20 protein-coding genes and 1 pseudogene are annotated in these 24,441 nt (G+C 41.2%); 16 read left to right on the plus strand and 5 right to left on the minus strand.

Annotated features, from left to right (window positions below):
• Nucleotides 1-152 precede the first annotated feature (152 nt).
• Together AC1D7X_RS20485 and AC1D7X_RS20490 are read left to right on the plus strand one after the other, a co-directional pair.
• Nucleotides 153-1,355, plus strand: coding sequence for an MFS transporter (locus AC1D7X_RS20485; RefSeq protein WP_495457910.1), 1,203 nt, complete (start codon nucleotides 153-155; stop codon nucleotides 1,353-1,355).
• 142 nt (nucleotides 1,356-1,497) lie between these two features.
• The gene (locus AC1D7X_RS20490) at nucleotides 1,498-2,145 is read left to right on the plus strand and encodes a 2OG-Fe(II) oxygenase (protein ID WP_495476006.1); all 648 of its coding nucleotides are present in this window, start codon (nucleotides 1,498-1,500) and stop codon (nucleotides 2,143-2,145) included.
• Nucleotides 2,146-2,213: 68 nt separating this feature from the next.
• Here the strand turns inward: AC1D7X_RS20490 and AC1D7X_RS20495 are convergent, their stop codons facing one another.
• Nucleotides 2,214-2,885, minus strand: coding sequence for a stalk domain-containing protein (locus AC1D7X_RS20495; protein ID WP_495457908.1), 672 nt, complete (start codon nucleotides 2,883-2,885; stop codon nucleotides 2,214-2,216).
• A gap of 285 nt (nucleotides 2,886-3,170) precedes the next feature.
• Here AC1D7X_RS20495 and AC1D7X_RS20500 point away from each other — a divergent pair, with 285 nt between their 5' ends.
• From AC1D7X_RS20500 to AC1D7X_RS20515, 4 genes and pseudogenes are all read left to right on the plus strand, one after another.
• Entirely contained in the window at nucleotides 3,171-3,959 is a 789-nt protein-coding gene (locus AC1D7X_RS20500; RefSeq protein ID WP_495457907.1) for a sensor domain-containing protein, read from the plus strand.
• Between the two features lie 311 nt (nucleotides 3,960-4,270).
• Entirely contained in the window at nucleotides 4,271-4,396 is a 126-nt protein-coding gene (locus AC1D7X_RS20505) for a hypothetical protein (RefSeq protein ID WP_495457906.1), read from the plus strand.
• 41 nt (nucleotides 4,397-4,437) lie between these two features.
• Nucleotides 4,438-4,884 carry a TetR-like C-terminal domain-containing protein gene (locus AC1D7X_RS20510; protein ID WP_495457905.1) on the plus strand — a complete coding sequence of 149 codons (447 nt, stop codon included), beginning with the start codon at nucleotides 4,438-4,440 and terminating at the stop codon, nucleotides 4,882-4,884.
• 334 nt (nucleotides 4,885-5,218) lie between these two features.
• A pseudogene (locus AC1D7X_RS20515) lies at nucleotides 5,219-6,009 on the plus strand (SDR family NAD(P)-dependent oxidoreductase).
• A gap of 69 nt (nucleotides 6,010-6,078) precedes the next feature.
• Here the strand turns inward: AC1D7X_RS20515 and AC1D7X_RS20520 are convergent.
• Nucleotides 6,079-6,825, minus strand: a complete 747-nt coding sequence (locus tag AC1D7X_RS20520) for a C40 family peptidase (RefSeq protein ID WP_495457904.1) — start codon at nucleotides 6,823-6,825, stop codon at nucleotides 6,079-6,081.
• Nucleotides 6,826-7,009: 184 nt separating this feature from the next.
• The gene (locus tag AC1D7X_RS20525; protein ID WP_495457903.1) at nucleotides 7,010-7,660 is read right to left on the minus strand and encodes a TetR/AcrR family transcriptional regulator; all 651 of its coding nucleotides are present in this window, start codon (nucleotides 7,658-7,660) and stop codon (nucleotides 7,010-7,012) included.
• A 268-nt stretch (nucleotides 7,661-7,928) separates the two neighbouring features.
• On the opposite strand from AC1D7X_RS20525, the gene AC1D7X_RS20530 reads away from it, so the two are divergent.
• From AC1D7X_RS20530 to AC1D7X_RS20550, 5 genes are all read left to right on the plus strand, one after another.
• Nucleotides 7,929-9,566 (plus strand): FAD-binding protein, encoded by a 1,638-nt coding sequence (locus tag AC1D7X_RS20530; protein WP_495457902.1) that lies wholly within the window; start codon nucleotides 7,929-7,931, stop codon nucleotides 9,564-9,566.
• Nucleotides 9,567-9,601: 35 nt separating this feature from the next.
• Nucleotides 9,602-10,057 (plus strand): SRPBCC family protein, encoded by a 456-nt coding sequence (locus tag AC1D7X_RS20535; RefSeq protein WP_495457901.1) that lies wholly within the window; start codon nucleotides 9,602-9,604, stop codon nucleotides 10,055-10,057.
• Between the two features lie 312 nt (nucleotides 10,058-10,369).
• On the plus strand, nucleotides 10,370-12,787 hold the full coding sequence (locus AC1D7X_RS20540; protein ID WP_495476007.1) for a 5'-nucleotidase C-terminal domain-containing protein: 2,418 nt from the start codon (nucleotides 10,370-10,372) through the stop codon (nucleotides 12,785-12,787).
• Between the two features lie 185 nt (nucleotides 12,788-12,972).
• Nucleotides 12,973-18,054 carry an AAA family ATPase gene (locus tag AC1D7X_RS20545; protein WP_495457899.1) on the plus strand — a complete coding sequence of 1,694 codons (5,082 nt, stop codon included), beginning with the start codon at nucleotides 12,973-12,975 and terminating at the stop codon, nucleotides 18,052-18,054.
• Nucleotides 18,051-18,710 (plus strand): response regulator, encoded by a 660-nt coding sequence (locus AC1D7X_RS20550; RefSeq protein ID WP_495457898.1) that lies wholly within the window; start codon nucleotides 18,051-18,053, stop codon nucleotides 18,708-18,710. The genes AC1D7X_RS20545 and AC1D7X_RS20550 overlap by 4 nt, the downstream gene beginning before the upstream one ends.
• 75 nt (nucleotides 18,711-18,785) lie before the next feature.
• On the opposite strand, the gene AC1D7X_RS20555 is transcribed toward AC1D7X_RS20550, so the two are convergent.
• Nucleotides 18,786-19,082 carry a putative quinol monooxygenase gene (locus tag AC1D7X_RS20555; protein WP_495457897.1) on the minus strand — a complete coding sequence of 99 codons (297 nt, stop codon included), beginning with the start codon at nucleotides 19,080-19,082 and terminating at the stop codon, nucleotides 18,786-18,788.
• Between the two features lie 152 nt (nucleotides 19,083-19,234).
• Between AC1D7X_RS20555 and AC1D7X_RS20560 the strand changes: the two genes are divergently transcribed.
• Nucleotides 19,235-19,864: a peptide-methionine (S)-S-oxide reductase MsrA gene (locus tag AC1D7X_RS20560; RefSeq protein WP_495457896.1), complete on the plus strand. Its 630-nt coding sequence runs from the start codon at nucleotides 19,235-19,237 to the stop codon at nucleotides 19,862-19,864.
• Between the two features lie 259 nt (nucleotides 19,865-20,123).
• Here AC1D7X_RS20560 and udk read toward each other — a convergent pair whose 3' ends face one another.
• Nucleotides 20,124-20,762, minus strand: coding sequence for a uridine kinase (udk, locus tag AC1D7X_RS20565; RefSeq protein ID WP_495457895.1), 639 nt, complete (start codon nucleotides 20,760-20,762; stop codon nucleotides 20,124-20,126).
• A gap of 322 nt (nucleotides 20,763-21,084) precedes the next feature.
• On the opposite strand from udk, the gene AC1D7X_RS20570 reads away from it, so the two are divergent.
• The 4 genes from AC1D7X_RS20570 to AC1D7X_RS20585 all read left to right on the plus strand — a co-directional run bounded on the left by AC1D7X_RS20570 (nucleotide 21,085) and on the right by AC1D7X_RS20585 (nucleotide 24,418).
• On the plus strand, nucleotides 21,085-21,318 hold the full coding sequence (locus AC1D7X_RS20570; protein WP_495457894.1) for an RNA polymerase sigma factor: 234 nt from the start codon (nucleotides 21,085-21,087) through the stop codon (nucleotides 21,316-21,318).
• Nucleotides 21,315-22,604 (plus strand): DUF4179 domain-containing protein, encoded by a 1,290-nt coding sequence (locus tag AC1D7X_RS20575; protein WP_495476008.1) that lies wholly within the window; start codon nucleotides 21,315-21,317, stop codon nucleotides 22,602-22,604. The genes AC1D7X_RS20570 and AC1D7X_RS20575 overlap by 4 nt, the downstream gene beginning before the upstream one ends.
• Before the next feature lie 153 nt (nucleotides 22,605-22,757).
• Nucleotides 22,758-23,093 carry a PadR family transcriptional regulator gene (locus AC1D7X_RS20580; RefSeq protein WP_495457892.1) on the plus strand — a complete coding sequence of 112 codons (336 nt, stop codon included), beginning with the start codon at nucleotides 22,758-22,760 and terminating at the stop codon, nucleotides 23,091-23,093.
• Nucleotides 23,090-24,418, plus strand: coding sequence for an FtsW/RodA/SpoVE family cell cycle protein (locus AC1D7X_RS20585; RefSeq protein WP_495457891.1), 1,329 nt, complete (start codon nucleotides 23,090-23,092; stop codon nucleotides 24,416-24,418). The genes AC1D7X_RS20580 and AC1D7X_RS20585 overlap by 4 nt, the downstream gene beginning before the upstream one ends.
• Nucleotides 24,419-24,441: the final 23 nt, after the last annotated feature.

Raw genomic sequence — 24,441 nt, forward strand, 5'->3', positions numbered from 1 at the left:
CTCATTTTTCACAAAATGGGGGCTTTTTGTTATGAATAAGGATCAATAGTATTCACATTTTAACTTGTCAGTAAAACCTATTCCTGCTATTATCGTAATAACTTATTAAATGAGTTTAATAAGTACATCAACACTAAGGAGTACATACAAAGATGGCAACGTTCTTTTTGATTATTATTTACTTAGCGTTTATTAGTTTGGGGCTACCTGATTCATTGCTAGGATCAGCATGGCCTGTGATGAGTATGGATCTGAATGCATCACTAGGAACTGCAGGAATTATTTCAATGGTTATTGCAGGTTGTACGATTGTATCAAGCTTGATAAGTGGTACCGTGCTCCATCGTTTTGGTACGGGGAAAGTGACACTTGTGAGTTGTATCATGACAGCAGCAGCGCTATTTGGTTTTACATGGTCTCCTTCACTTATTTGGTTGGTTATTTTTGCGATTCCACTCGGAATAGGCGCTGGGTCTGTAGACGCAGGATTAAATAATTACGTGGCTATTCATTACAAAGCACATCATATGAGTTGGCTGCACTGTTTTTGGGGAGTAGGTGCTACACTGGGTCCGATGATTATGGCTTCGTCTATTTCAGGCACCAATCAGTGGAGACAAGGATATCTCATCGTTGCGGTTATTCAACTTATTCTAGTAGTTATTCTATTCGTTACGCTTCCTCTGTGGGATCGAGTTGCAAACCGTAGTCACGTCATGAATACGGAAGATGAACATGAGTCGGGTAATCAGGAGTTAGATCCCATTGCTGAGAATAAGAAGCCGTGGAATATAAAAGGAGTCAAATTAGCGATGCTAACCTTCTTATTCTATTGTGGAATCGAGGCAAGTATGGGGTTATGGGGCAGTAGCTTTCTTGTAAATATAAAAGATTTATCCGCAGCAACGGCAGCACAATGGGTCTCATGGTTCTATATAGGCATCACCGTTGGGCGAATGATTACTGGATTTATTACGTTTAAAATGAGTAGTCGAATGCTAATTAGGTATGGTCAGCTGATCGCTTTATTCGGAACATTATTGCTTGTATTACCATTTCCACCGATCCTCTCGCTTATAGGATTTACAGTTGTAGGATTGGGGTTAGCACCCATATTTCCTTGTATGCTACATGAGACCCCTGCCCGATTTGGGAAAAAAAAGGCGCAGTCCATTATGGGTTTTCAAATGGCAGCTGCTTATACGGGAAGTACACTAATCCCTCCCTTTCTTGGTTTGCTTGCAACCAATATAAACATTAGTATCTTTCCGTGGTTTATTATCATGTTTGCCATCGCGATGCTGTTGTGTACAGAGAAACTAAATCATTTCTTGAAGAAATCGTTGCGTGGGTGACGAGACAGGAAGTGGTCTTCTACTCCGCGAAATATGAGGCATGTTAATTGTATACTCTGTTTGAAAAGTTATTAGAGCTAATTATTCCAGTTAATGGTATGTTGTTCCGTGATGGACGTCATACTATAGGGGCTGCATAAGAATGATAGGGAATACGACAGAGAAGGAACGGACGATATTTGATCATGCTGGAAATACAATCAAGACCGAAGATCGAGAGATTCGAATGATTGCCAAGTATGAGGAGCCTCTGGTTGTCGTATTAGGAAATGTGCTTAGCGATGAGGAATGCGATGAGCTAATAAAGCATTCTAGTGAACAATTGCAGCGTTCAAAAATAGGCCAAGATCATGAGGTCAATTCAATTAGAACGAGCAGTGGTGTATTTTGTGAAGAGAATGAGATGGTTACAAGAATCGAGCAGCGACTCTCTCAAATTATGAATATCCCTATTAAGAATGGCGATGGCTTGCAAGTTCTGCAATATACCCCTGGCCAAGAGTATCAACCTCATTTTGATTTCTTCGCAGAAACAAGTCGAGCAGGTGCCGCCAACAATCGAATTAGTACGATCGTGATGTATTTGAATGATGTGGAGGAAGGTGGAGAAACAACATTCCCTAAGCTGCATTTATCTATTTTTCCTAGCAAAGGTATGGCGGTCTACTTCGAATATTTCTACAGTGATCAGGAATTAAACGACCTCACACTGCATGCAGGTACACCCGTGATCAAAGGAGAAAAGTGGGTTGCAACGATGTGGATGAGAAGGCAATCTTTTCGCAGCTAGTTTGAGGGGATAATCCCTGTCGACTCCTTTATGAAAGCCCCGCCCCGATTGGGGTGAGGCTTCATTTCTTATTTATAGTAGGAGGTCGTTAATGGGACGAATATGCTCCCACCTTCCTTAAGATCTGAATGTATAAAAAGACTTTCCACGCCACTAATGTCAATCTCGAACGTTTTTAGTCCTTCCGCCATATCAATAGTATCGATTTCAAGTTTAGCATCCGTCTTAGTATCTTGAACGGAGAAATTCTCAATATCTTTGCCCACTGCTGCGACTTGAAGGTACAATTTTTGATATTTTCCCTTAGGATAGAGCATGAATCCGCTTGAGCGGTTGCCACTGGCGTTATTGAAGAAAACATCTTTATAGTCTTTACCATTATAACTCGTTAACTGGGGATCCTTAGTCCGATAATCGGCGTCAAAACCTTCAGCAATCGAGACCCCTACCCCTTTTTCACCAAGAAAGATAGTATTGGTTGTATTATCATATTCGATTGCAACGCCGAGTGCCTTCGACATGGCACGTACTGGAAGATATGTACTTCCGTTATATGAGATGGGTGCCATAACTGCACCTTTATCGTTCAGTGGTTGAAACGGTTCTCCATTCACCTGAAACTTCATGGTTGGATTCAAAAATGCTTTAATCTGCTGCAAATTTGACCCCGCATACACACCAGCACTGGTACTCATTAATAAAATAGCAGTGGCTCCAGCTGTGAGCCATTTCTTCCGCATGTTAATAGCCTCCTTAGAAACAAATTTGGTATAATTAGCAATTGATATGTGTTAATTGCACTTGAAAACCTCCTATCATATGAATAGTCCGAATCCTCATAATTCAGACCTCTTTTCCGCTATAATACAATTTCCAATACACATAAGTTCATTTAGACATGGCAAGTCCTAGTCTAAAGTCTAGGTTAAGCCCCCCCCTTAGGACGGTTATGTCAGGCAAATAAGACGGATATAATGAATTTATATCGGAAAGCGTGACTTATGAAGCCAAAGGAGTGTTTGAATATGAAGGCAATAGGTGCTACTGCAAATACACCGACAGGGAAGGTGCATTGGGTACTTTTTAATCCAAAAACCTATGCAGCCATCCTCTATTTATTGTTATCTCTCCCATTAGGGATTATCTATTTTACAGTAGCGATAACGGGAATTGCACTATCAATCGGATTAGCTCCAATTTTTATTGGAATACCACTTTTTTTTGGAGTAGCTAAGCTGTTGAATGGGATTATAAGCTTTGAACAAAGCATGATAAGGCAAATTTTACGTTTACCTACTCCTCCTGTTTCATCCAACAATCAACAGTCCGAAACAGGACGAAACTGGTTGATGCAAATGGTGAGAGGTTTTGATGGTGAGCTATTCATTCGAAATCTGATGCTTGTATTACTAAGATTTGTAACAGGTATTGTATTCTTTATTATTATGGTAACGGCGATATCATTAGGGCTAGGATTTATTGCTCTTCCAGTCGTACATATCATTTTGATGAATGAGATGAAGCTTGATATTTTAGAAAATACCTTGTTTAGTTATTTTCATATCGATTGGACCTATAATCAGCAATATATGCTGTATGTAGGCGTTGGTCTTGTGCTTTTCTGGATCGCGCTTCGCGTCGTGAATGGGCTTATGCAAATTCAGCGCAGAATCATGTATGTGGATGAGCCCTATCAGCAGTCGTCCGTACCCGTGGAGACGCAATCACATGCGACGGTTCAGTCGCAATATTATGAGTACGAAGAGAATCAACCTACTCAAGGGATGATGCAGCCAGTCTATAGAGAGCTTTAGAGGATCTCTTTTATCTACAATCCAATAAAGTACTTTGATTTCATGTAATCATGGAGAAAAGCTGTCGAGAATAATCTCTCGACAGCTTTTCTTTTGCGTAAATGTAAGGGATGCATACGAATAAGAGTATGGAGAGAGCGATGATGAGAAGAAGGTTTGCCTTGCAGTGCAACAACCAATTGTCGCCATCTTTGTGGAGGTTGTTTTATGGGGAAGTTAGTTGATATAAATTATAGAGTGTATAATAAAATGATTGTTGAATGATATAATACAGTAAAAGTATTTGCGTTAGATTATAGGAGGATAGCGCTTTGAGTGATAAGCTTGATCCAAGACAAATACGTTCTAAAAAGAAGCTTCATGAAGCGTATTTAGCACTAATAATGGCTACGAATTCAACTCTTTCAATTAAAGAAATATGTGATAAAGCAGGCTGACAAGGCCTACCTTTTATAAGCTTTATAATGATGTCTATTCTTTGAGAACAGCTATATATAAGGAAATGTTACTTGAGTTAAATCAAATGTTAGTGATTAAAGAACAGATGAGAGTGGAAGATGTTAGACTTAAAAATTTACCGATTAATATGGTGAATTTATTTCAACATATTTCAGATAATGATATATTTTACCATTCATTTCTTCTTTTCAGTCCAGACTCTGATTTCATTAATGAATTAAAGAGCATATTAAAAAATTACATTGAGGATGGACTTCGTATTGCAAATTCGGAAGAAGATAAGGTAAGCATACCATTGGAATTTGCAATTAATTATGCAGTGGGGGCTTATTTTGAGAGTATTTTATGGTGGATACAGAATAACTATAAATTTTCTGCCGAAGAAATGACTATGTTATTACTACGAATATCATTAAAGGGTCCATTCACGGACGAAATTCAACGATTGTTTAAATTAGAAAAATAAGAAATTCCTTAATGATACAATTACGAAATTTTTTCGTATCATCAAGGAATTTTTTTTGTTTTTAAAGGGTTGTCCAACCGTCATCGATACCTAACTTTAGCTGCAGTTACAAATTGAACTTGTCACTAGCTAAGTACAAGACACCGTGAACGGCATCTTCGGCTACCCACAAGTGGTATTCACCTCGCCACCAATGGAGATAATGTTATCTACCGCAGCATCGGTAATGATTGTAACTTTAAAATATTTTTGTTAACAAGTTTACACTTGTAAATTAGTTGGTATGCTATACATATTGTTTTATGTTAATAAATAGTCAATGGGAGGAATTAATATGGGTCGTTTAGAGAATAAGGTAGCAATCGTAACAGGAGCAGCCTCTGGAATGGGGGAAGCGACAGCTAAGTTGTTTGCAAAAGAAGGAGCTAAAGTCGTTGTTGCTGATATTAACATTGAGAGTGCAAAGCGAGTTGTTGCAGAGATTGAAGCTATGGATGGAATAGCACTTGCACAATACGTTGATATTGGTATACCTGAACAAATAGAAGAAATGGTTTTAGCAGCTAAGAATGAATTTGGTCGCTTAGACATTCTTCACAATAATGCCGCTCGTCTTAATTTTAAAGGTGATGTAGATGTAGTGGGAATGGATTTGTTCGAATGGAATGAAACGATGCGATTTAATCTAAAATCGGTTCTTTTAGGAACAAAATATGCGATTCCAGTCATGCTTGAAAATGGTGGAGGCTCGATCATTAATACTACTTCAATGGGAGGATTGGTTGGTGAACTTGGAAAATCCGCGTACGCAGCTGCAAAAGCAGGGGTTATATCATTAACGAAGTCAACGGCGGTTCAATATGCAATGCAATTGCACCAGGTATGGTACTAAGCGATACGATGGTAGAAAATGCGCCAGAGTCATTAAAAAAATTAATAGATATCTATACAGATTTAAAATGTACACCACGTATTGGTAATCCTGTAGATATTGCTAATTTAGCTGTGTTTCTAGGTAGTGATGAATCTACATTTATTACAGGTCAAGTCATTAGTGCGGATGGTGGATTGCTTATTAAAAATCCAGCTGTTGCCGAAGTACAAAAACAAAATTTAAATTGGTAATTTCAGCAATGAACCCACAACCGCAACAGGTTGTGGATTTTTGCTGTCCTCCATGTGAGGTTCTTTTAGTTAATCATGAATATTTCCTCCCAAGACGAAGCGGTGATTTAACTGCCGCCACGTCAATTCGCCAATATGGACCCCGCCGCTGTTTTTGGAAGGTGAATGAATGATCTTTCCATTACCCATATAAATACCTACATGGGTAATGATCCTATCGGATGGCTGTAAATTTTCATAGTCAGATGCGTTGTTTCCTCTATAGCTAGAGAAGAATAACAAATCCCCACGTTTGGCTTCTTTCAGTGAAGTATATTTTTTCTTGGAAAAGGCTTTAACGTATGCAGCTTGACTCCTCGAATCCCACGGTAAATCCATCTCTAATGAAGTCATAAACACCCACCGTGTATAGTCGGAACAGTCGAATGTAGAAGGCTCAGTTCGATCAGAACCATATAAATAGGGGGTTCCTATAAAAGATTCAGCGGTCGTAATAAGCTTCTTCACAAAATTCTTATGGCTCGGATGAATGGAAGGGGTAGGGTGTTGCTTGATGAGTGGAAATCCATTTGGATCTAGTAATACCTTTTTACTCGGATCAGCAGTTAAATTCCGTATGCGGTGAGCATTAGGTAGTTGCTCAACACCTAAATCTCCGAAATATAGATCGGGGTCATTGGTTTGTTCTTCTGTAACTATTTTCGATTTGTGGTCATTGGCGGAATGTGGGCGTATTTCATTGTTTGACGAGCAAGCAGAGAGAATAATAATACAGCTTAATCCCAATGTAAGCACCTGAATCATTCGTTTTCTCACTAAATCACGTACCTCTCTAGGTCATATGATTTTAGAATGTCTAGATTTGTTTTTTTGATTCACGTAGAGGGGAAATAAGAACCTAAATAGTTAAAGGCGAATTTCCATTCAAACTGAATGAGAATTCGCCACTGAGCGGGACTTTTTTATTTCTGATATCGAAATTAGACTATGGTTTCTATAATTACTTTTTCAAATAATTAATAAATAGAGATTTAAGAACGGAGAGTTCCTCTTGGGGAGCTAAGTCGAGTTCGACCATAAGAATGTTTTGCTGTAAAGATAGCTTTCTAGTAAAAGTGAAGAATGTGTGGATGATCGTAGTTAGCGTCTTCTCTATCGATATATCGGATCGAATCGATCCGTCGCGAACACCTTGTTCGGTAATAGTCGAGAATACCTTAGAAATTTCCCGATAGACGGCATTGAATGTGTCGATATCTTCCAGGGGATCTTTGTAGTGAGCGGCATAACTATCGAAATTCTCTAACATTTTTACATTCGAACTGTCGTGCTGATCTAGCGTTGAAATAGAGCTTTCGAATAGCAACTCCAACTTCTGAAGACAGGATAAAGGTAGAGCAGCGATCGATTGGTATGTGTGAAGGACTGTTTCTAGGTTTCTTGTAGCGACCGCAACGACCAACTTATCTTTTCTTGGAAAAAATCGAAATACGGTGGCTACTCCGAGGCTAGCCTTGGTTGCAATATCCTGCATGGTGGTTTTCTCAATACCTTTATGTGTAAACACATGTTCAGCTGCTTCAAGAATGACGAGTGTCCGGTTTTGTTTGCTACTTAGGAGTTCGTTCTCATATCTTTTTTTTGGATTCATGAGGTTAGCCTCTCAGTTCATAGGGTTTTCTGTTCCTCGTATTATATCGTTCTATTATTTTTGAAACAACAATTGAAGTTTTTGTGACAATTTGATATGATAAATATCACAGTGATAGACACTATATCATTTGTATATAAATGGAATGATCATGGAACGAAGAAGAGATAAAATATTTTTTTATAGTTCTATGACAGCGCTTACTTTTTGAGGGGTATGGAGCTAGTCAGTAGGTAACAAAAAATACAATCAGAATGGAGATGCGACAGTGCCAGCTAAAAAACCTGCTCAGTGGGATCGCGAAGTGGATGTTGTTGTTATGGGAACCGGGGGTGCGGCGTTAGTAGCTGCGATTACGGCTCATGACCAAGGTGCAAAAGTGTTAATTCTAGAAAAAATGTCCCAGATTGGGGGAACAACTGCATTCTCCGGAGGGATTCCATGGATTCCGATGAACCGTTATATGCAAGAAGCGGGAATCGGAGATACTCGTGAGGATGCACTCACCTATATCCGCCGTCTGACTGGGGGTAAAGAGCCAGATTCATCACTTCTCGAAGTCTTTGTTGATAATGGACATAAAATGATTGATTATCTTCATGAGAATACACCATTGAGATTTGCTGTTCCGTTGTCCTATCCTTCTTATTACGGTAATCTTCCAGGAGCTAAGAATGGTCGTTCCCTTGATCCAGTTCCTTTTGATATGACTCAAATTAATGAATGGGGAGATAAGATTCGTCAGAATCCTATATTTCCACCGCTAACACTTGAAGAGGGTGGCGCAATTGGCGGAGTCGATTTTGCTAAAGTAGCAGAGCGTATGGAGAATAACATTGTAACGATGGGTCGCTCGTTGATTGCTTCTATGTTCAAAGCTATTCTAGATCGTGGAATCGAAACGTTGGTAGAAACACCAGGTAAAGAATTGGTACTTAATGATGATGGCGAAGTCATTGGACTTGTTGCCGAGCAAAATGGTGAGAAGTTGTATATCGGTGCACGCAAAGGGGTCGTTCTTGCTTCCGGTGGATTTGAATGGAATCAGGAACTTGCTAAGACGTTCTTAAAGGGTGAAATTACACATCCGATGTCACCTCCAGGTAATGATGGAGATGGCTTGATCATGGCGATGGAGGCAGGCGCAGCTCTTGGAAATATGAGTGAAGCTTGGTGGTATCCAGCGATGCAAGATCCTACTTTTGAATATGAAGATCACGTCATGAACCAACTCGGCGGTGGACGTAATGGTCCAAACAGTATTGTAGTTAACCGTCATGGCAAACGTTTTGTCCATGAGGGAACGACATATAACGATATGCCTAAAGCATTTTATCAATATGACCCTGTAGCGCTTGAGTGGCCGAATGAACCTCCAGTATGGATGATCTTTGACCAACAATTAAAGGATAGCACAATGATTATTACGATGATGCCAGGAGAAGATACGCCAGAGTGGGTCGATCAAGCTGATAACATTAGAGACTTGGCTGAGAAAATTGGTGTAGATGCTGATGGTCTTGAAGCAACGGTACAACGTTGGAATGAGAATTCCAAGAAGGGTATCGATCCCGATTTCCACCGTGGAGAAACCTTCTTTGAGAATCTAAATGGCGGAGGTGGAAATGCCGCTGCTAATATTGGACCAATCGAAAAGGGACCTTTCTACGCATTACCAATCTATTTCGGTGCACTTGGCACGAGCGGTGGACCTAGAATTAATGCGGATGGTCAAGTGATCAACCTTCGTGGCCAAACCATTTCTGGTCTGTATGCCGCTGGTAATGCAGCTATGGGAATCATGGGACAAACGTATGCTAGCGCGGGCGGAACGATTGGTCCAGCAATGACATTCGGTTATCTTGCAGGAATGGCAGTTGGTAAATTGGAGCCGAAAGACATCTAAGACAACTATAAAACAATAAAGGAAGAGTGACTAATATGCCGAACGGTTCACATCATGTGGAACTTCCAGTTCCTATTCAGAATATATGGAATTTCGTAAGTGACATGGATAAATGGGCTCCACTTGTACCAGGATATATCGAACATGAAATATTAAATGAACGCCAATCCACTTGGAGCTTCAAAGGCGATCTTGGTTTTATGAAAAAGACAGTTAAGCTGAAAATTGATATTACGAATTGGATTGAACCGACTAAGGTGACCTTTGACTTGAAAGGGCTTTCAGATAATTTCGTCGGGGACGGTTACTTCGAGGCGAAGGTCATTGACGATAACAACACTAGCATGACTGGATACCTTGATATCACAGCGAAAGGTGCTATGGGACCTATGATCAATACTATTTTAAAAAGCTTCGTACCAAAAACAGCTGAGGATCTTACAATAGCAATCTCTGATAAAATCATTGAAATTGAGAATGTCAGCGTATAACCTGAGTTCCGTACTAACGAGGACACCCTTCAGGGTGTCTTTTTTTCAATGAGTGTAATTAATTATAGTAATACTATTGGTGAAAATATGAAATAGGGACTATGAGTGGATAGAATTAGGACTAGATGAGGTTGTTTTTGCTACTTACATGACTTTACATGTTATTTCGGGTGTTATTTTGACATAATACCCTTTTATATGACATTAAACATAACATATATATTAATAATGACTATTTAAATCTAGTAATACTTAACTCTACTTGTATGATATACTATCATTGATCTTATAAATGATAGGGAGGATTAATACATGTCGAGTTGGAAGTTACAATGGAATAAGAGGGTCTCTTCTGTAGTAGTGGCTACTCTACTCTCTGTGCAAGTGTTGGGCGGAGTTGTTATGGGTTCAGTTTGGGGTGGGAACAAGGTAGAGGCTGCTAGCCTATCTGCCACAGATGTTGAGGTCCATTTAATTGGAATTAATGATTTCCATGGACAGTTGGATACGGTTTCTACCGTAACATACAACGCAACATCCATGCCTGTAGGAACAGCGGCGATTCTAGCTACTTATCTGAAAGAGGCTCGTGCAAAATATACCAATTCACTACTCTTCCATAATGGTGATTCTGTTGGGGCGTCGGCTCCTGTGTCTTCACTAGAGCGTGATGAACCAACACATGAGTGGATGAACCTGATGAAATTCGATGTGGGTTCGTTAGGAAACCATGAATTTGATCAAGGTGTAGAGGCATTAATGACACAACTTAACGGTGGAGTGGATCCTAAAAATAGTAGTGTTACCCACGCTGGCTCGGATTTCAAATATGTTAACGCCAATGCTGTAGATAGTACAACTGGCACTCCTATTATTGATCCTTATGTTATTAAAGAAGTGGGTGGCGTAAAGATTGGATTCATAGGTCTAGTAACCAAGTCCACGCCAGCTAAAGTAGCTCCTTCAGGTACGGTGGGTGTTCGTTTCCTATCTCCTGCGGAAGAAGTTCTAGCGGTTGAGGGTTATGCTAAGGAGCTTCAGGCTCAAGGCGTTGAAACAATCATAGTGCTTGCACATGATCCTGCGACGACCAAGACTGGTGTCACAACTGGAGAAGCGGCAGATCTAGCTAATGCACTTCCAGCAAATTCTCCTGTTGACGTTATCGTTGCTGGTGATAATCACGCGCTAGCTAATGGCGTTGTAAATGGTAAACTAATTGTACAAGCTTACTCATATGGTACGGCGTTCGAAGATATTAAACTGATTATCGACCCTATATCAGGTGATGTTAAGGAGAAGTCGGCGGAGGTTATTAATACTTTCCATGAGGGTGTAACACCTGACCCAGAGACCGTCGCTCTAGTCGATAAGTATTTGGCAAAACATCCGGAGTTGACTAAGCCTGTAGGTACGACAGATGGTACCGTTACTCGTACAGATACATACACCAAAGAGTCGTCTCTTGGTAACTTGATCGCTGATGCGATGCGTAGCGCAGACTTCGGTGATGGTGAAGGGGTTGCGGATTTTGCCTTTATGAACCCGGGTGGCATCCGCGCGGATCTTCCTACTGGTGATGTTACGTTCGGTGACTTAGCCAAAATTCAACCGTTTGGTAATACATTGGTGAAGCTGACACTTACGGGTGCACAGATTAAGGAACTCTTGCAGCAGCAATGGAATGTAAAAGCGGATGGAACAGTCGATGTTAAAACGCTACAAATCTCCGGTCTGAAGTATACAGCAAATATGTATCTTCCTGTAACGGAACGTATTGCTAGCCTTACATTAGCTGACGGTAAGCTAATTAATCCAAGTCAAAGTTATACGGCTGTTGTTAACAACTTCATGGCAGCGGGCGGAGATAATTACAAAGTTTTGATGGATGCTAGTACATCTGTTCCTGGACCTATCGATCTGGATGTGTTCTATGATTACATCGTGAAGACATTCAAGGGTGGCGCTATCACGGCTCCAATTGAAGGACGTATAATCAATAATCTGACGGCTCCGTCTACGACGAACCCTCCTGCAACTTCAGGACCTTCGCCATCGACGCCGTCGACATCTAGTCCTTCTACGACGCCGAGTCCAACACCAACACCAACACCAACACCAACACCAACACCAACACCAACACCAACTCCTGTGGTACCTGTACCTACAACGGAGCCTGTACCTCAGTTTAAAGATTTAGGTCAAGTTCCATGGGCTAAGGTAGAAATTGAGTCTTTGGCGGCAAAAGGGATTTTAAAGGGTATGGACTTGAACACATTCGCACCAACCAAAAGTGTGACTCGGGCAGAGTTCGTCACTATGTTGGTTCGTGCTCTGAAGCTGACAGACACTGGATCAGTAAAAACATTTAAGGATGTAAAAGAAAATGCCTGGTATTCAGACTCTATCGCAATTGCGGTTAACCTTGGCATTGTAAAAGGTTCTGGAAACGGGAATTTTGAACCAAATCGTGAAATTACCCGCGAAGAAATGGCCATTATAGTCGCAAATGCTTTGAGCAAAACGCTTAAAGCAACGGACAAGGATGTGGCGCTCAACAAGTTTACGGATAAGTCTAATATTGCCGAATACGCACAGGAAGCTGTAGCGCAGTTGGCTAGTGTAGGAATTATCACTAGTATAAATGGTAAGGAGTTTGCACCTAAGGCTATAGCAAACCGTTCCCAAGCGGCAGTTATTATCTTCCGTATGTTGGGGCAAGCGTCTTAATCATTAATAAGAACGCAAATTAAAGTTAAACAAAAAGGTAGTTGTCGCAGAGTATTCTCTGTGGGAGCTACCTTTTTTTATTTATCGTATCAAGTTTAAGTGTAGGTTTTACGGAAACAGATGTTATAATTGTTATTATTTGTCGATGCGTGTAGATACATATATGAAATTGGGAGTGCGGCGTCATGATCGAGTTATCAGGATATCAAACGGTAGATATCATAAGCAATAATGGAGAAATAGAGTTATACAGACTTTTACGTCAAGAAGATAACATAAGTATCATTGCAATGACGACGTGCGACGAATATCCTGGACCCGCTATAATTGATGCTTTTCGATACGAGTATGACATTCTTACGAGATTGAATGGTACAGGAACGCTAGAAGTGTATAGCCTGGAGATCATGCCGAAGCGGCCTATTCTACTTTTACTAGATATCGGGGGAGGAACTCTCGATTGGGTATTGCGTACACGTGCCAATAGGTTAGAGCTTTCGGAGCTACTCCGTATTGCTATAAATACTGTCGATAGTCTTATGCAATTACATCGTAAGAATATCATTCTAAATGAATTAACTCCTTTCCATTTCTTTGTCAATCCTGACACATTTGAAGTAAGGTTTATCGATATTCGCATGTGCACAACCGATTCTGAGAAGAGTCCACTACCACTGCCTAGTGACCGTCCGGATTGGGTATTACCTTACATATCACCAGAGCAGACAGGTAGAACGGAGATGACTCCGGATTATCGCTCCGATTTCTATTCGCTTGGAGTCATGTTATATGAGTGGTTCTCAGGGAGCCTTCCTTTTGAATTTAAAAATGCATTGGATATCGTATATCATCATCTTGCTAGTACGCCTGAATCTCTTGATCATCGATTCTTCAATATACCTAAATCGATCTCCGACATTATCGCAAAATCCATGGAGAAGATGCCTGAAGCGAGATATGAAAGCGCATTCGGGATGAAGTCGGACCTAGAGGAGTGTCTGGCCCGGTGTCAGGTCTCAGGGGAGATGGATTCCTTTGTACTCGCTAGCCACGATATTTCGGAGCGTTGGGTTGTACCCTCTCATATGTATGGACGACAAGCTGAGCAAGAAATATTGAGAGAAGCGTTACAGCGAGCGACAAATGGAACCACGGAGATGGTCTGGGTCAGCGGTAGAGATGGAGTAGGGAAAACGTTCTTCGTGAAGGAAACACTTCGAAAAACGGTTACCTTCGAAGGATTCCTCGCTATAAGCAAAATTGACTCTCATTATACTGCCTATCCTTACGATATATGGATTCAAGTGATAGATCAATTAGTTGGCCAACTGTTGATGGAAGACAATATACAAGTGGAAGTTTGGAAATTACGTATTATCAATGCGGTAGACAGTTATGGACAATTGCTAATCGAACTGGTTCCTAAGTTGGAATTACTCATTGGTCAACAGCCAGCTGTACTACCACTACCGCCAATTGAAGCACAGCGACGGTTACACATTCTTATGAACCGATTTATCCAGTTGTTTCTTCATCGTAATTATCCATTGGTACTGGTTATCGATGATCTTCAATGGGTAGATGAAGCTTCGCTTCAATACCTTTCGTATCTTGTGGAGGATCGGGAGACGAAACATTTACTCGTAACCTTGTTGTGTCGAGATGGAGAGATTACGCCTGAACATCCGCTAAGTCGTTGGAAGAAACATTTTGGAGATCGTGGCACCTCATGGAGTAATATTTATTTGAAGCCCCTTGAAGTTGCCGATCTACATAAGTTGCTAACTGAGGCGAAGCATGACGATGTAGAAGATATGGATATGCTGGCAACAGTGTTATTTCAAAAAACAGAAGGGATTCCTTTATTTCTCAACCGATTTATCCAGGATTTGATTGATAATAAACTAGTCACCTTCAATGAGTTAGATCGATGTTGGAAATGGAACTTACAGCTTATAAAGAAAATGAGTGTCCCTGATCATGCCGTTGATTACCTAACGGATAAATTGAAGCTTCTTCCGGACCAAATGATGGTTGCACTTAGTAGGGCTGCGGTTCTGGGTAGAAGCTTTGATCTAGACACGCTGTTCTTTATCACTGGAATTCGTCTGGAGCTACTATCAGAATTACTAAGTATGGCTGTACGAGAGCATTTACTTCAGCCCGTAAATAGTGGGAATGACAAGCAGTATAGATTTCAGCATGACCGTATTCAGCAATTTGCTTATTCTCTAGTTCCTGAGGAAGAGCGTCCCGACTTGCATTTGAAGATCGGTTCGCTTTTGGTCCATCGTTTGAACTGCAAAGAAGAGGTCAATATATTTGAAGCCGTTAATCATCTGAATCAGGCATGGGAACGTATAGACTATACGAAACAGAGGTTGGAAGTGGCTGTACTCAATCTACAGGTGGGACTAAAGGCGAAACAATCGACCGCATACGAGACGTCATTGAAATATTTACGCTATGCTACGGAACTCTTGGGAGAAAATTATTGGGATAGAAATTATACTTTGACATTCCGTTCTTTCCTAGAGCGAGCGGAGGTGGAGTATTTATGTTCCCATTTCGAACATGCTAATGAATTGTTTGATGTACTGATGAGTAAAGCGAAGACTAATTTAGATAAAGCACTTGTATGCAACGTTAAAATTAAATTGGAGTCAGCCCAAGATAACTATGAAGAAGTCATTTCCTTAGGTCGTAAGACGATGCAATTATTAAATGTTAGCCATAATTTCGATCCAAGTTCAGTTGCGTTAACTCAACAATGGGTGCGATTAAGTCGTAAAATTCGGAAGCATCCGATTGAGACGCTAAGTCATCTGCCGCCTATGACAGATGAAGCGCGTAAAGTTGCGATGTCCGCATTGGTTGAAACGGGCAATGCTTGTTTTTTTGTAAACGAGAAGGCTTGGCTTGCATTGACTTTCACAATGGTCGAAATGACACTGGACTACGGCATGACACCTGAGGCTTCTATCGGATTTGTAGGATATGCCATGTTTCTAAGTTTCCACTCTCGAAATGATAAAGAGGCATGTAAGTGGGGCACGCTTGCTTATAGTTTATCAAAACCGTATCCCAAGCTTCATGTGAAGACACTTAGTTCATTCTCTATGTGTTATGACAGTTGGCGGCAATATGACCCGCAGTTCATTGACACATTTACTGAGTATGCTGGCAAAGTAGGATTGGAATCAGGAGATCTGTGGCATGGCAATCAGAGTGTTCTGATCAATTGTGGGCTGCTCCTGCAATATGGATACCCACTAGGGAGGATCTATGATCGGTTAATTGCACATTCGGGAGATTTCCTTCGTCATAATAATAGTCTTCATTGGAAACAAGCAACAGTTACTGTGGCTCTTCTTGTCCGATTAACAGGATATCGTGCACCTGATGATCCATTTGATATTGATCATATAAGCAGCGAGGACTTCGCTGCATCGGTTCACGGGGACGAGTTCAATGTGATCCAAGAGCTCGTCTGCACGCTTCAGTATTTACCTGGTTATTTGTTTGGTCAATATCGAGAAGCGAATGAGGCTTTAAAGAAGGCTGCAGCTATTCTGGAATCGCGCAATAATGGCTTCGATAATTCTGTTCAGTATACATATGAATCACTAGTACGGGCACAGCTTTATGAAGAGGCTACTTATCAGGAGAAAAAGGAACTTAGGGTAAGTATGCATAAACGCTTGAAGCAATTAAAGCTATTGGCTGAACGTTGCCCGAACAACTATTTGCATAAATATTTGCTCATCAAAGCTGAATTTACCCGACTGGCGCAAAAGAATCGCCAAGCAGAAGAGCTTTACGAACAATCAATTGAGGCTGCACGTAAATATGGTCTTATTCACGATCTAGCTATTGCCGCTGAGTGCTACGGTAAATATGGTCTTAGTCAAGGTAAGCAGCAGCTTGCGAAGATCTATATGACGGAAGCATATGAATCTTATCTTCAATGGGGAGCAGCGGCGAAAGCGGACGATCTGGAACAAAGGTATGGTCATTTAATACATGCGAGACGAGAGTCAGGAATGGAGAACGTTGATTCTCTTTCCGTTATCATGTCAGCACAGGCCTTGTCGGGCGAAATGGAAATGAATCGTTTGTTGGGGACATTGATGCGTATTATGCTCCACAATGCCGGAGCAGAATACGGAGCAATCATTTTCGACAATGAAGGCAGGTGGACCGTCGAGGCTTACGGAACAGCGGAGGAGCAACACATCGAATCTGTTCCACTTCAGGCGGAGTCAGAATTGGTTCCAGCAGCTATTATTGGATACGCTGCGAGAACGCAAGAGGAAATCGTGCTACATAACGCGGTTAGCGAAGGAATGTTTATGTATATCCCGTATGTTAGGAACAATGGGTTGAAATCGGTCCTCTGCTTTCCGATCTTGTATCATAATAAGTTGGTATGTGTGCTTTATATGGAGAATAGGCTATCACCTGGTGTGTTCACACCACAGCGGCTTGATGTGATAAAACTGCTTGGTTCTCAGTGCGCGATCTCCATCGCCAATGCCAAGCTTTACTCAAGGGTTCAATATCTTAAGGATAACTTGGAGGATCAAGTTGAAGAAAGGACTCGTAGCCTCGAACGTTCGATGCGTGAGACGTCCGCTGCTCTAGCTGATGCTTCTGTTTATGAAGAGCGAAATCGTATTGCTCATGAAATTCATGATATTGTTGGGCATACACTCACATCGACACTTCTTCAAATAGAAGCGGGAAAGAGGTTGATTCACAGAGATACAGAAGGAGCCACTGAGCGCTTAAAAGAAGCTCAGGATCTTGTCCGACATAGCCTGAATGAAATCCGTGGATCCATCCATATGTTGAAAGAGGATAAATATGCTGATCTTGCACTCATATTGAATCAACTGATTCGAGATACGGAACGGAATATGGGCGTTGAAATACATGCTGTCTTTTACGATGTTCCTGAGTTGCCGATAGTCTATAAGAAGACAATTTATCATGCGCTACAGGAAGGATTGACGAATGGCATACGGCATGGAGAGAGTAAAGAGTTCCACTTCAGTCTGGAACTTGTAGGCTCGATTTTGCAATTTAGACTTGAAGATCGTGGCATAGGTAGTAGTCATATTGTAATGGGGTTTGGATTGAAGGCGATGAAAGATCGTGTAGAACAAACGGGTGGCAGCTTATCAATCGATTCACGGCTTAACCAAGGATGTCTACTGAGAATCGAATTGCCTTATCCAATGTTACGGATGGGGGATAGAGAATGAGGAAGATAACGGTTGTGATCGCAGATGATCAGATGCTGACACGAGAAGGACTTCGAACCATTCTAGATTTGGAGGATGATCTCGATGTGGTTGGTGTAGCTAAGAACGGAGTAGAGGCTTGTGAGATGGTAAAAGTGCTACATCCGGATCTGGTGTTGTTGGATATTCAAATGCCTCTTATGAACGGAATTAGTGCATTAAAGAGAATAAAACGGGATTTTCCACAAACATTTATCTTGATTCTAACTACTTTCATAGATGCAGACTACATCGTAGAAGGAATGGCGTATGGAGCAAGCGGCTATATGTTAAAGGATATGGATTCAGATAAAATGATCGCATCAATCCGGGATACGGTGTCTGGTCAATTCATTCTACCAGCTGCCGTCGCTGCTAAGATAGCAGAGCGGATTAGTCATTTTACGGAAGATTATGAACATAGGCAGAAGAGTTTGGATCGAATCATGCTGACAGAGCGGGAAGAGGAAGTGGCCAAGCTTATTATCCAAGGATTAAACAACCGTGAAATTGCCGATGCGCTTCACATAGCTGAAGGTACAACTCGTAATTATATCAGTAATCTCTATGGGAAATTACAGGTTGTTGACCGAGCGCAAGCCATAGTTCGCCTTCAAACATTAATCTATACCTTTTGAAAATATAGATAATCCCTACTTCAGCCGTTCCGCTGGGTAGGGATTATTTTGCCTATTATATTCAAAGATCTTATTCTACTTTTGTACCGGTTGGCCATTAAATAATTGTACATCTAATGGAGCTGTAAGGAAGTTCTCGGCTTTAGCAACGAAAGAAGTGAAGGGCTCACTTGCATTATGAATTTCAACAGCCTTTTCGTCGTTCCACACTTCAACCATTGTAAATAAATTCTCTTGTTCAGTATGTTTGTATAGATTGTAGGAAATGTTACCCTCTTCTAATCTAGAGGCAACGATTAAGGGTTGAATCTCTTGCACAAATGCTTGATGTTTTGCTGAATCTACAGTGAAATTAGCATGAATAATAATCATTTAAATACTCAGCTCCTTGTTTAGTGGTATAGAGAAACAGTTTATGTAACCATATTAGATAGGTCAACTATTATATCATTAATATATCCATAAAACCACAAAGGAAGTTAGTCTGAACGGATTTTAAATTTGTATTTGAGGAGTGATATAACGTGAATCAAGAATCGATAACACTTGGGATAGGCTGTTTTTGGAGTCCAGATGCCTTGTTTGGGCATTTGCCAGGCGTGATTAGAACGCGTGTAGGATATGCAGGGGGGACCACTAATAATCCTACCTATCGCCAGATGGGAGATCATACGGAAACGGTAGAAATGGATTTCGATCCGGACATTATATCTGTAGAAGACATCCTGAATGTGTTCTGGAACCATCATAATCCGGTGAATATTAATGATTATAGAGGACGGCAATACATGTCAATTCTACTGTATCATGATGCGAAGCAAAGAGAGCAAATGTATAAGGTGATCGAGAAGAGAAAGCGTGAGGATAATAAGGGAGAAACATTAACATTAATCGCACCTTATGAAGGATTACACCTTGCGGAAGATAACCATCAAAAATATTCTTTGAAGCGACACCCTGATGCGTTCGGAAAGCTTAATATACTCTATCCTGATCACAATGATCTAGTAAACTCTACATTAGCTGCCCGATTGAACGGACTGGCGAAAGGTTATACGAATCTAGAACGCATTACGAATGAAATTCAGCAATGGAGAACCAACGTAACGAATCAGAGAATCATGATAGATGGAATCCGCAACATGCGTTGGTAGGCATTAAATGGGTAATTTTGATGGGAAGGTGACATTATAACTATAACGGGAGCAGGAAATGGAATTGGGCAAGAGGTGGCTTCTTACTTCCATATAAAAAAATAAACTGTCGAGATTCCTCGACAGCCTTAGGTAGACCTATGGGGTCTGCCTATTTCATTGTACTTACGAGCATTCCGTTCCATATATTGCATCTCCGGAACTGCCTAACAATCATTCGAACGACAGGGACAACCTGAATGAGCAAATCTATTGCTATTTAAGAGTCCGCTAGCGCCCGATGATCACCTGTTAGGTATTTCTCAGTCAGAATGGAGAGCATTTGAATACCAACCTCATTGTGTCCGCCTTGAGGAATAATGAGGTCGGCATATTTTTTGGATGGTTCGATAAACGCCTCATGCATTGGTTTTACCGTGTTCAAATATTGATTATGGATTGAGCGAATCGTCCGACCCCGTTCTTCAATATCGCGAACTACGCGACGAAGGATACGCACATCTGGGTCGGTATCGACAAATACCTTGATATCCAGCTCATTTCTGAGGTTCTCATCGGACAATAGATGGAGGCCTTCGAGAATGGCAATATTGTTCGGTTTTAGTTCAACTGTGTCGACAACTGAACGAGCATGAACTGTGAAATCATATACGGGAGCTTGAGCGACTTGTCCTTTCTTTAGACAATTGAGGTGCTCAATGAGCAATTCGTTGTCAAAAGCGAGCGGATGATCATAATTAATCAATTCGCGTTCAGCCAAGCTTAGATGTGTATGGTCTTTGTAGTAGTTATCTTGAGATATGAACGTTACTTTATCTGATCCAAGACGGTCAATAACGGAACGAGCCACTGTTGTTTTTCCGGAGCCGGTGCCGCCGGCGATACCAATAATGAGCATGGCGTTAGAATAAACCTCCCTTAATAATTGCCTTTGCAATTCCAATATTGTAGCATAGCGGCAACATTTTTTCACCTGGGTTCGACAATTGAAGTACGGTAATGTTTAAAATTCGACAATATTAAGAATAAAGGTGACTTCTAGAGAAGGATTATCAGTGTAATGGAGAGTTTGGATGACTATTAAGAATATTTACATAGTATTTTATAAATGGTTATTAACTATGTAACATTTATGTAAAACTGTTTGGCATGTTATTGAGTCTAATAGTTATAGATGCAAAGTGGGCAGGGGAGGAATCGAATGAATAACGAAACGGTTATTGCTCGAATCGGTTGTTAATGAGCTAGATGTCAACTATCTGAAAGTAATTCAGCTTAAATATTATCACGATATGACGATTACTGAAATTGCGAGAACGTTAAAGAAGCCTGAAGGCACGATTAAAACATGGTTGCATAAAGCCCTCGGAGGGCTGCGGCAGCGCTTGAAGGTGAACAAGGTGGATGAGAAGTACCAATATAACGAGCGTGAATTGCCAGAGTTGGAGGGATGAAGGGACATATTGAGCAGCTTGTGGTCCCTGCCGGAATCAATGAGGCGGTTCGAAGCGGCATGTATCTCGGACGAAAACGCAGAAGGCACCACATGATGACGAGAATGGTTTCCTTCACTGCGTGTCTGTTATTTCTGGTAACGATAGCTTCAATCCGATTCTCCCCTGTAGTGGCCGTATATGTGAGCGATATACCCGGTCTTCGATCGTTCGTCCAGCTTATCAGTTACGATAAGGGTCTGCAGTTAGCGCTCGAAAGCGACTTCATGCAGCCGGTTGGACTGTCTGATGAGCATGATGGTATCCAGTTAACAGTGGATGGAATTCTCGCAGACGAATCGAGAATCGTCGTATTCTATACGTTAAATAATCTAGATGGGCGTAAGCGTGTCATAAATCTTGTAGATGTAAAATTGGTCGATAACAAGGATATATCCCTCTCGTATGGGTCTTTCAATTTCAACGAAGATTGGGAGAGCAAACAAGGAACGGTTGAACTGAATTTGCACGATGGGGTCGAGATCCCAAATACCCTGGATCTACGACTTAAGGTGGGGAAGGAGAAGATAGAGGACGGTCCAGTCTGGCAGATTGTAGTCCCTGTTGATAAAGAGAAATGTGAAGGTCTGAAGAAAACATATGATATTAATCAGACGGTCATCGTTGAAGGCCAGCGGATACATTTTGGAACAATGACCGTCTATCCAACTCGGATTGGGTTAGAGATCGATTATGATTCATCTAATACGAAGAAACTATTTTATTTTGATGATATCCGAATTGAAGATGAACAAGGCGAAATATTTGGTACAATCACCAATGGCATATCCGGTTCGACCATTGACGAGAATCGACAGGGGCTCTATTTCCAGAGCAACTATTTCCACAAGCCGAATCAACTCTATTTGCGGGCTAGTAGCATTCGAGCACTCGATAAAAGCAAACTGGAAGTGCTCGTGGACCTCGATAATATGCAACTGCTCTCTCGCCCGGTTAACATGCTCACACTCGATCCTGCGAGTGACAGTGAAGAAAAGAGCCGGAAAGCTCTCGTCCTTCACCTGAAGAGTGATGATCCGATGGATGAGAACCGTGGGTTCAGTTTGTTCGAGAACAAATACATGGATAGAACGGGTCAATTATTCGCATTCAACCGGACAGAGGGACATTCCTCCGGGGAGTTATACTATTATCTTGAGAAGGCGGACTATATAAGCCCGCTAAAACTCACAATCTCCGATTATCCATCCCGCATTCGGGGTGACATCAACCTTAGAATCAAATAAGCGACAACGAAAGGGCTAATCCGCTAATGGAGTAGCCCGTTCGTTTTTTTTTGTGGCTTATAGACAAAACAGAACTATTCCTGTAATCTAATACCTATATTACATATGCATAGATATACTAGGTATTATGCGCGAGAGGAGTAAAAAATACTAATGAACAGTATTCCTAAGGAATTACTCAAAGGTAGCACAGGTACATTGGTACTTACCTTATTAGCTCGTCAAGATTTGTATGGGTATGAGCTGATTAAGGAGTTGGAACGTTGTTCCGACGGGGTGTTCCTACTGAAAGAAGGAACTTTATATCCGATTCTCCATGCGATGGAGACTGAACAATGGGTGGAGGCTTATTGGTCCCAAGTTGAAGGGCGGAAGCGTAAATATTACCGACTCACGGAATCAGGTAAAGGACAGCTAACGAAAAAAAAGCAAGAGTGGGCACAATTTCGGAATGCGGTCGATAACGTCCTCGGGGAGGGAAGTATATGATTCGGGATCACGAAGGAATTCAGCGTTACTTAGATGAAGTATGTTCCCGTGTCCGCTCAAAAGGATCACATCGTGATATTCGACATGAATTAGAGAGTCATCTGGAAGAGCTCGTATTGGAACGAGAATCGACAGGTGTGGAGCGAGACGATGCTGTACTCTGGGCTATTGACCAGATGGGCAATCCTATAGATGTGGGAGATGGGCTACATTCGGTACATCGTCCGAAGACGCATTGGGGTCTTTTAGCAGGAGTAATGATATTCGTCGTTTTCGGGATTCTAGCGATGGTTGCAGTAGAAGGATCCATTGGAACAGGAAATGATGATATGTATATACAGTTTGTGTATTCAAAAGCAATGGCCGTCATTATTGGTATGGTATTTATGGCTTTCTTTTATTTTTTCAATTATCAGAAGATAAGATCGTATTCCTTCGGATTATACGCAGTTATTATCATGGGCACGATAGTAACTTTACTCACCGGGGTTACAGTGAACGGATCAGGTCATTTCTTTCGTTTACCTTTTATCACGTTAGATTGGTTTGGCATTACCCCCTATTTGTTGATGATTGCAGCACCGGGCATGATCATGAGTTGGAAGAACCATAAATGGTTCTGGATGTTAACAACGATAGCTTTTCTAGTTGTCCCGACGCTTTTATTTTTTACATTTTCTACGATGAGTTATTTATTGCTCTATACAGTCGGGTACGTTCTGTTACTCATATTCATGACAAGAAGCTGGTGGGCAGTAGGGATACACGGAATAGTGATGGGTTTGGTTATATTGCTAGGTGTATTGCAAAGGGATTATCGATTAGAAAGAATAGCTTCGTTCTTCAATCCCGATAAAGATCCTCAAGGTGCAGGGTATATACATGGTGTGTTGGAATCAAGTATTCATTCCGCAGGTTGGTGGGGTCATGGGTTGAAGGGTGAAATGACGCAGCAAATTCCATATATATGGAGTGATAATATTGGTACCTTTTTGATCTATAGTTTTGGATGGTGGATCGGAATTGTCATTGTGATTAGCATCGTATTCTTTATTGGACGTCTCCTTCAATCTAATCGAGCTGTGAGGGAACCCTATGGGCGTGCTCTTGGGATGGGTCTAGCCGGAATGCTTAGCTTCCAAATGGTCTATAGTGTGCTCATGTCATTTGGTCTAGTGCCCACTATTGGAATACCCTTTCCATTCCTGAGTTATGGAGGTAGTCATGTTATGATTGAAATGGCTATATTGGGTCTGATCTTAGGCATCTACCGAAGAAAAGATGTGGTGGGAAGTAACGACGAATTATATGCTCAACGATTATAATATGAACTAACATAAGGGGAAGG

The organism is Paenibacillus sp. Y568 (assembly GCF_059445545.1).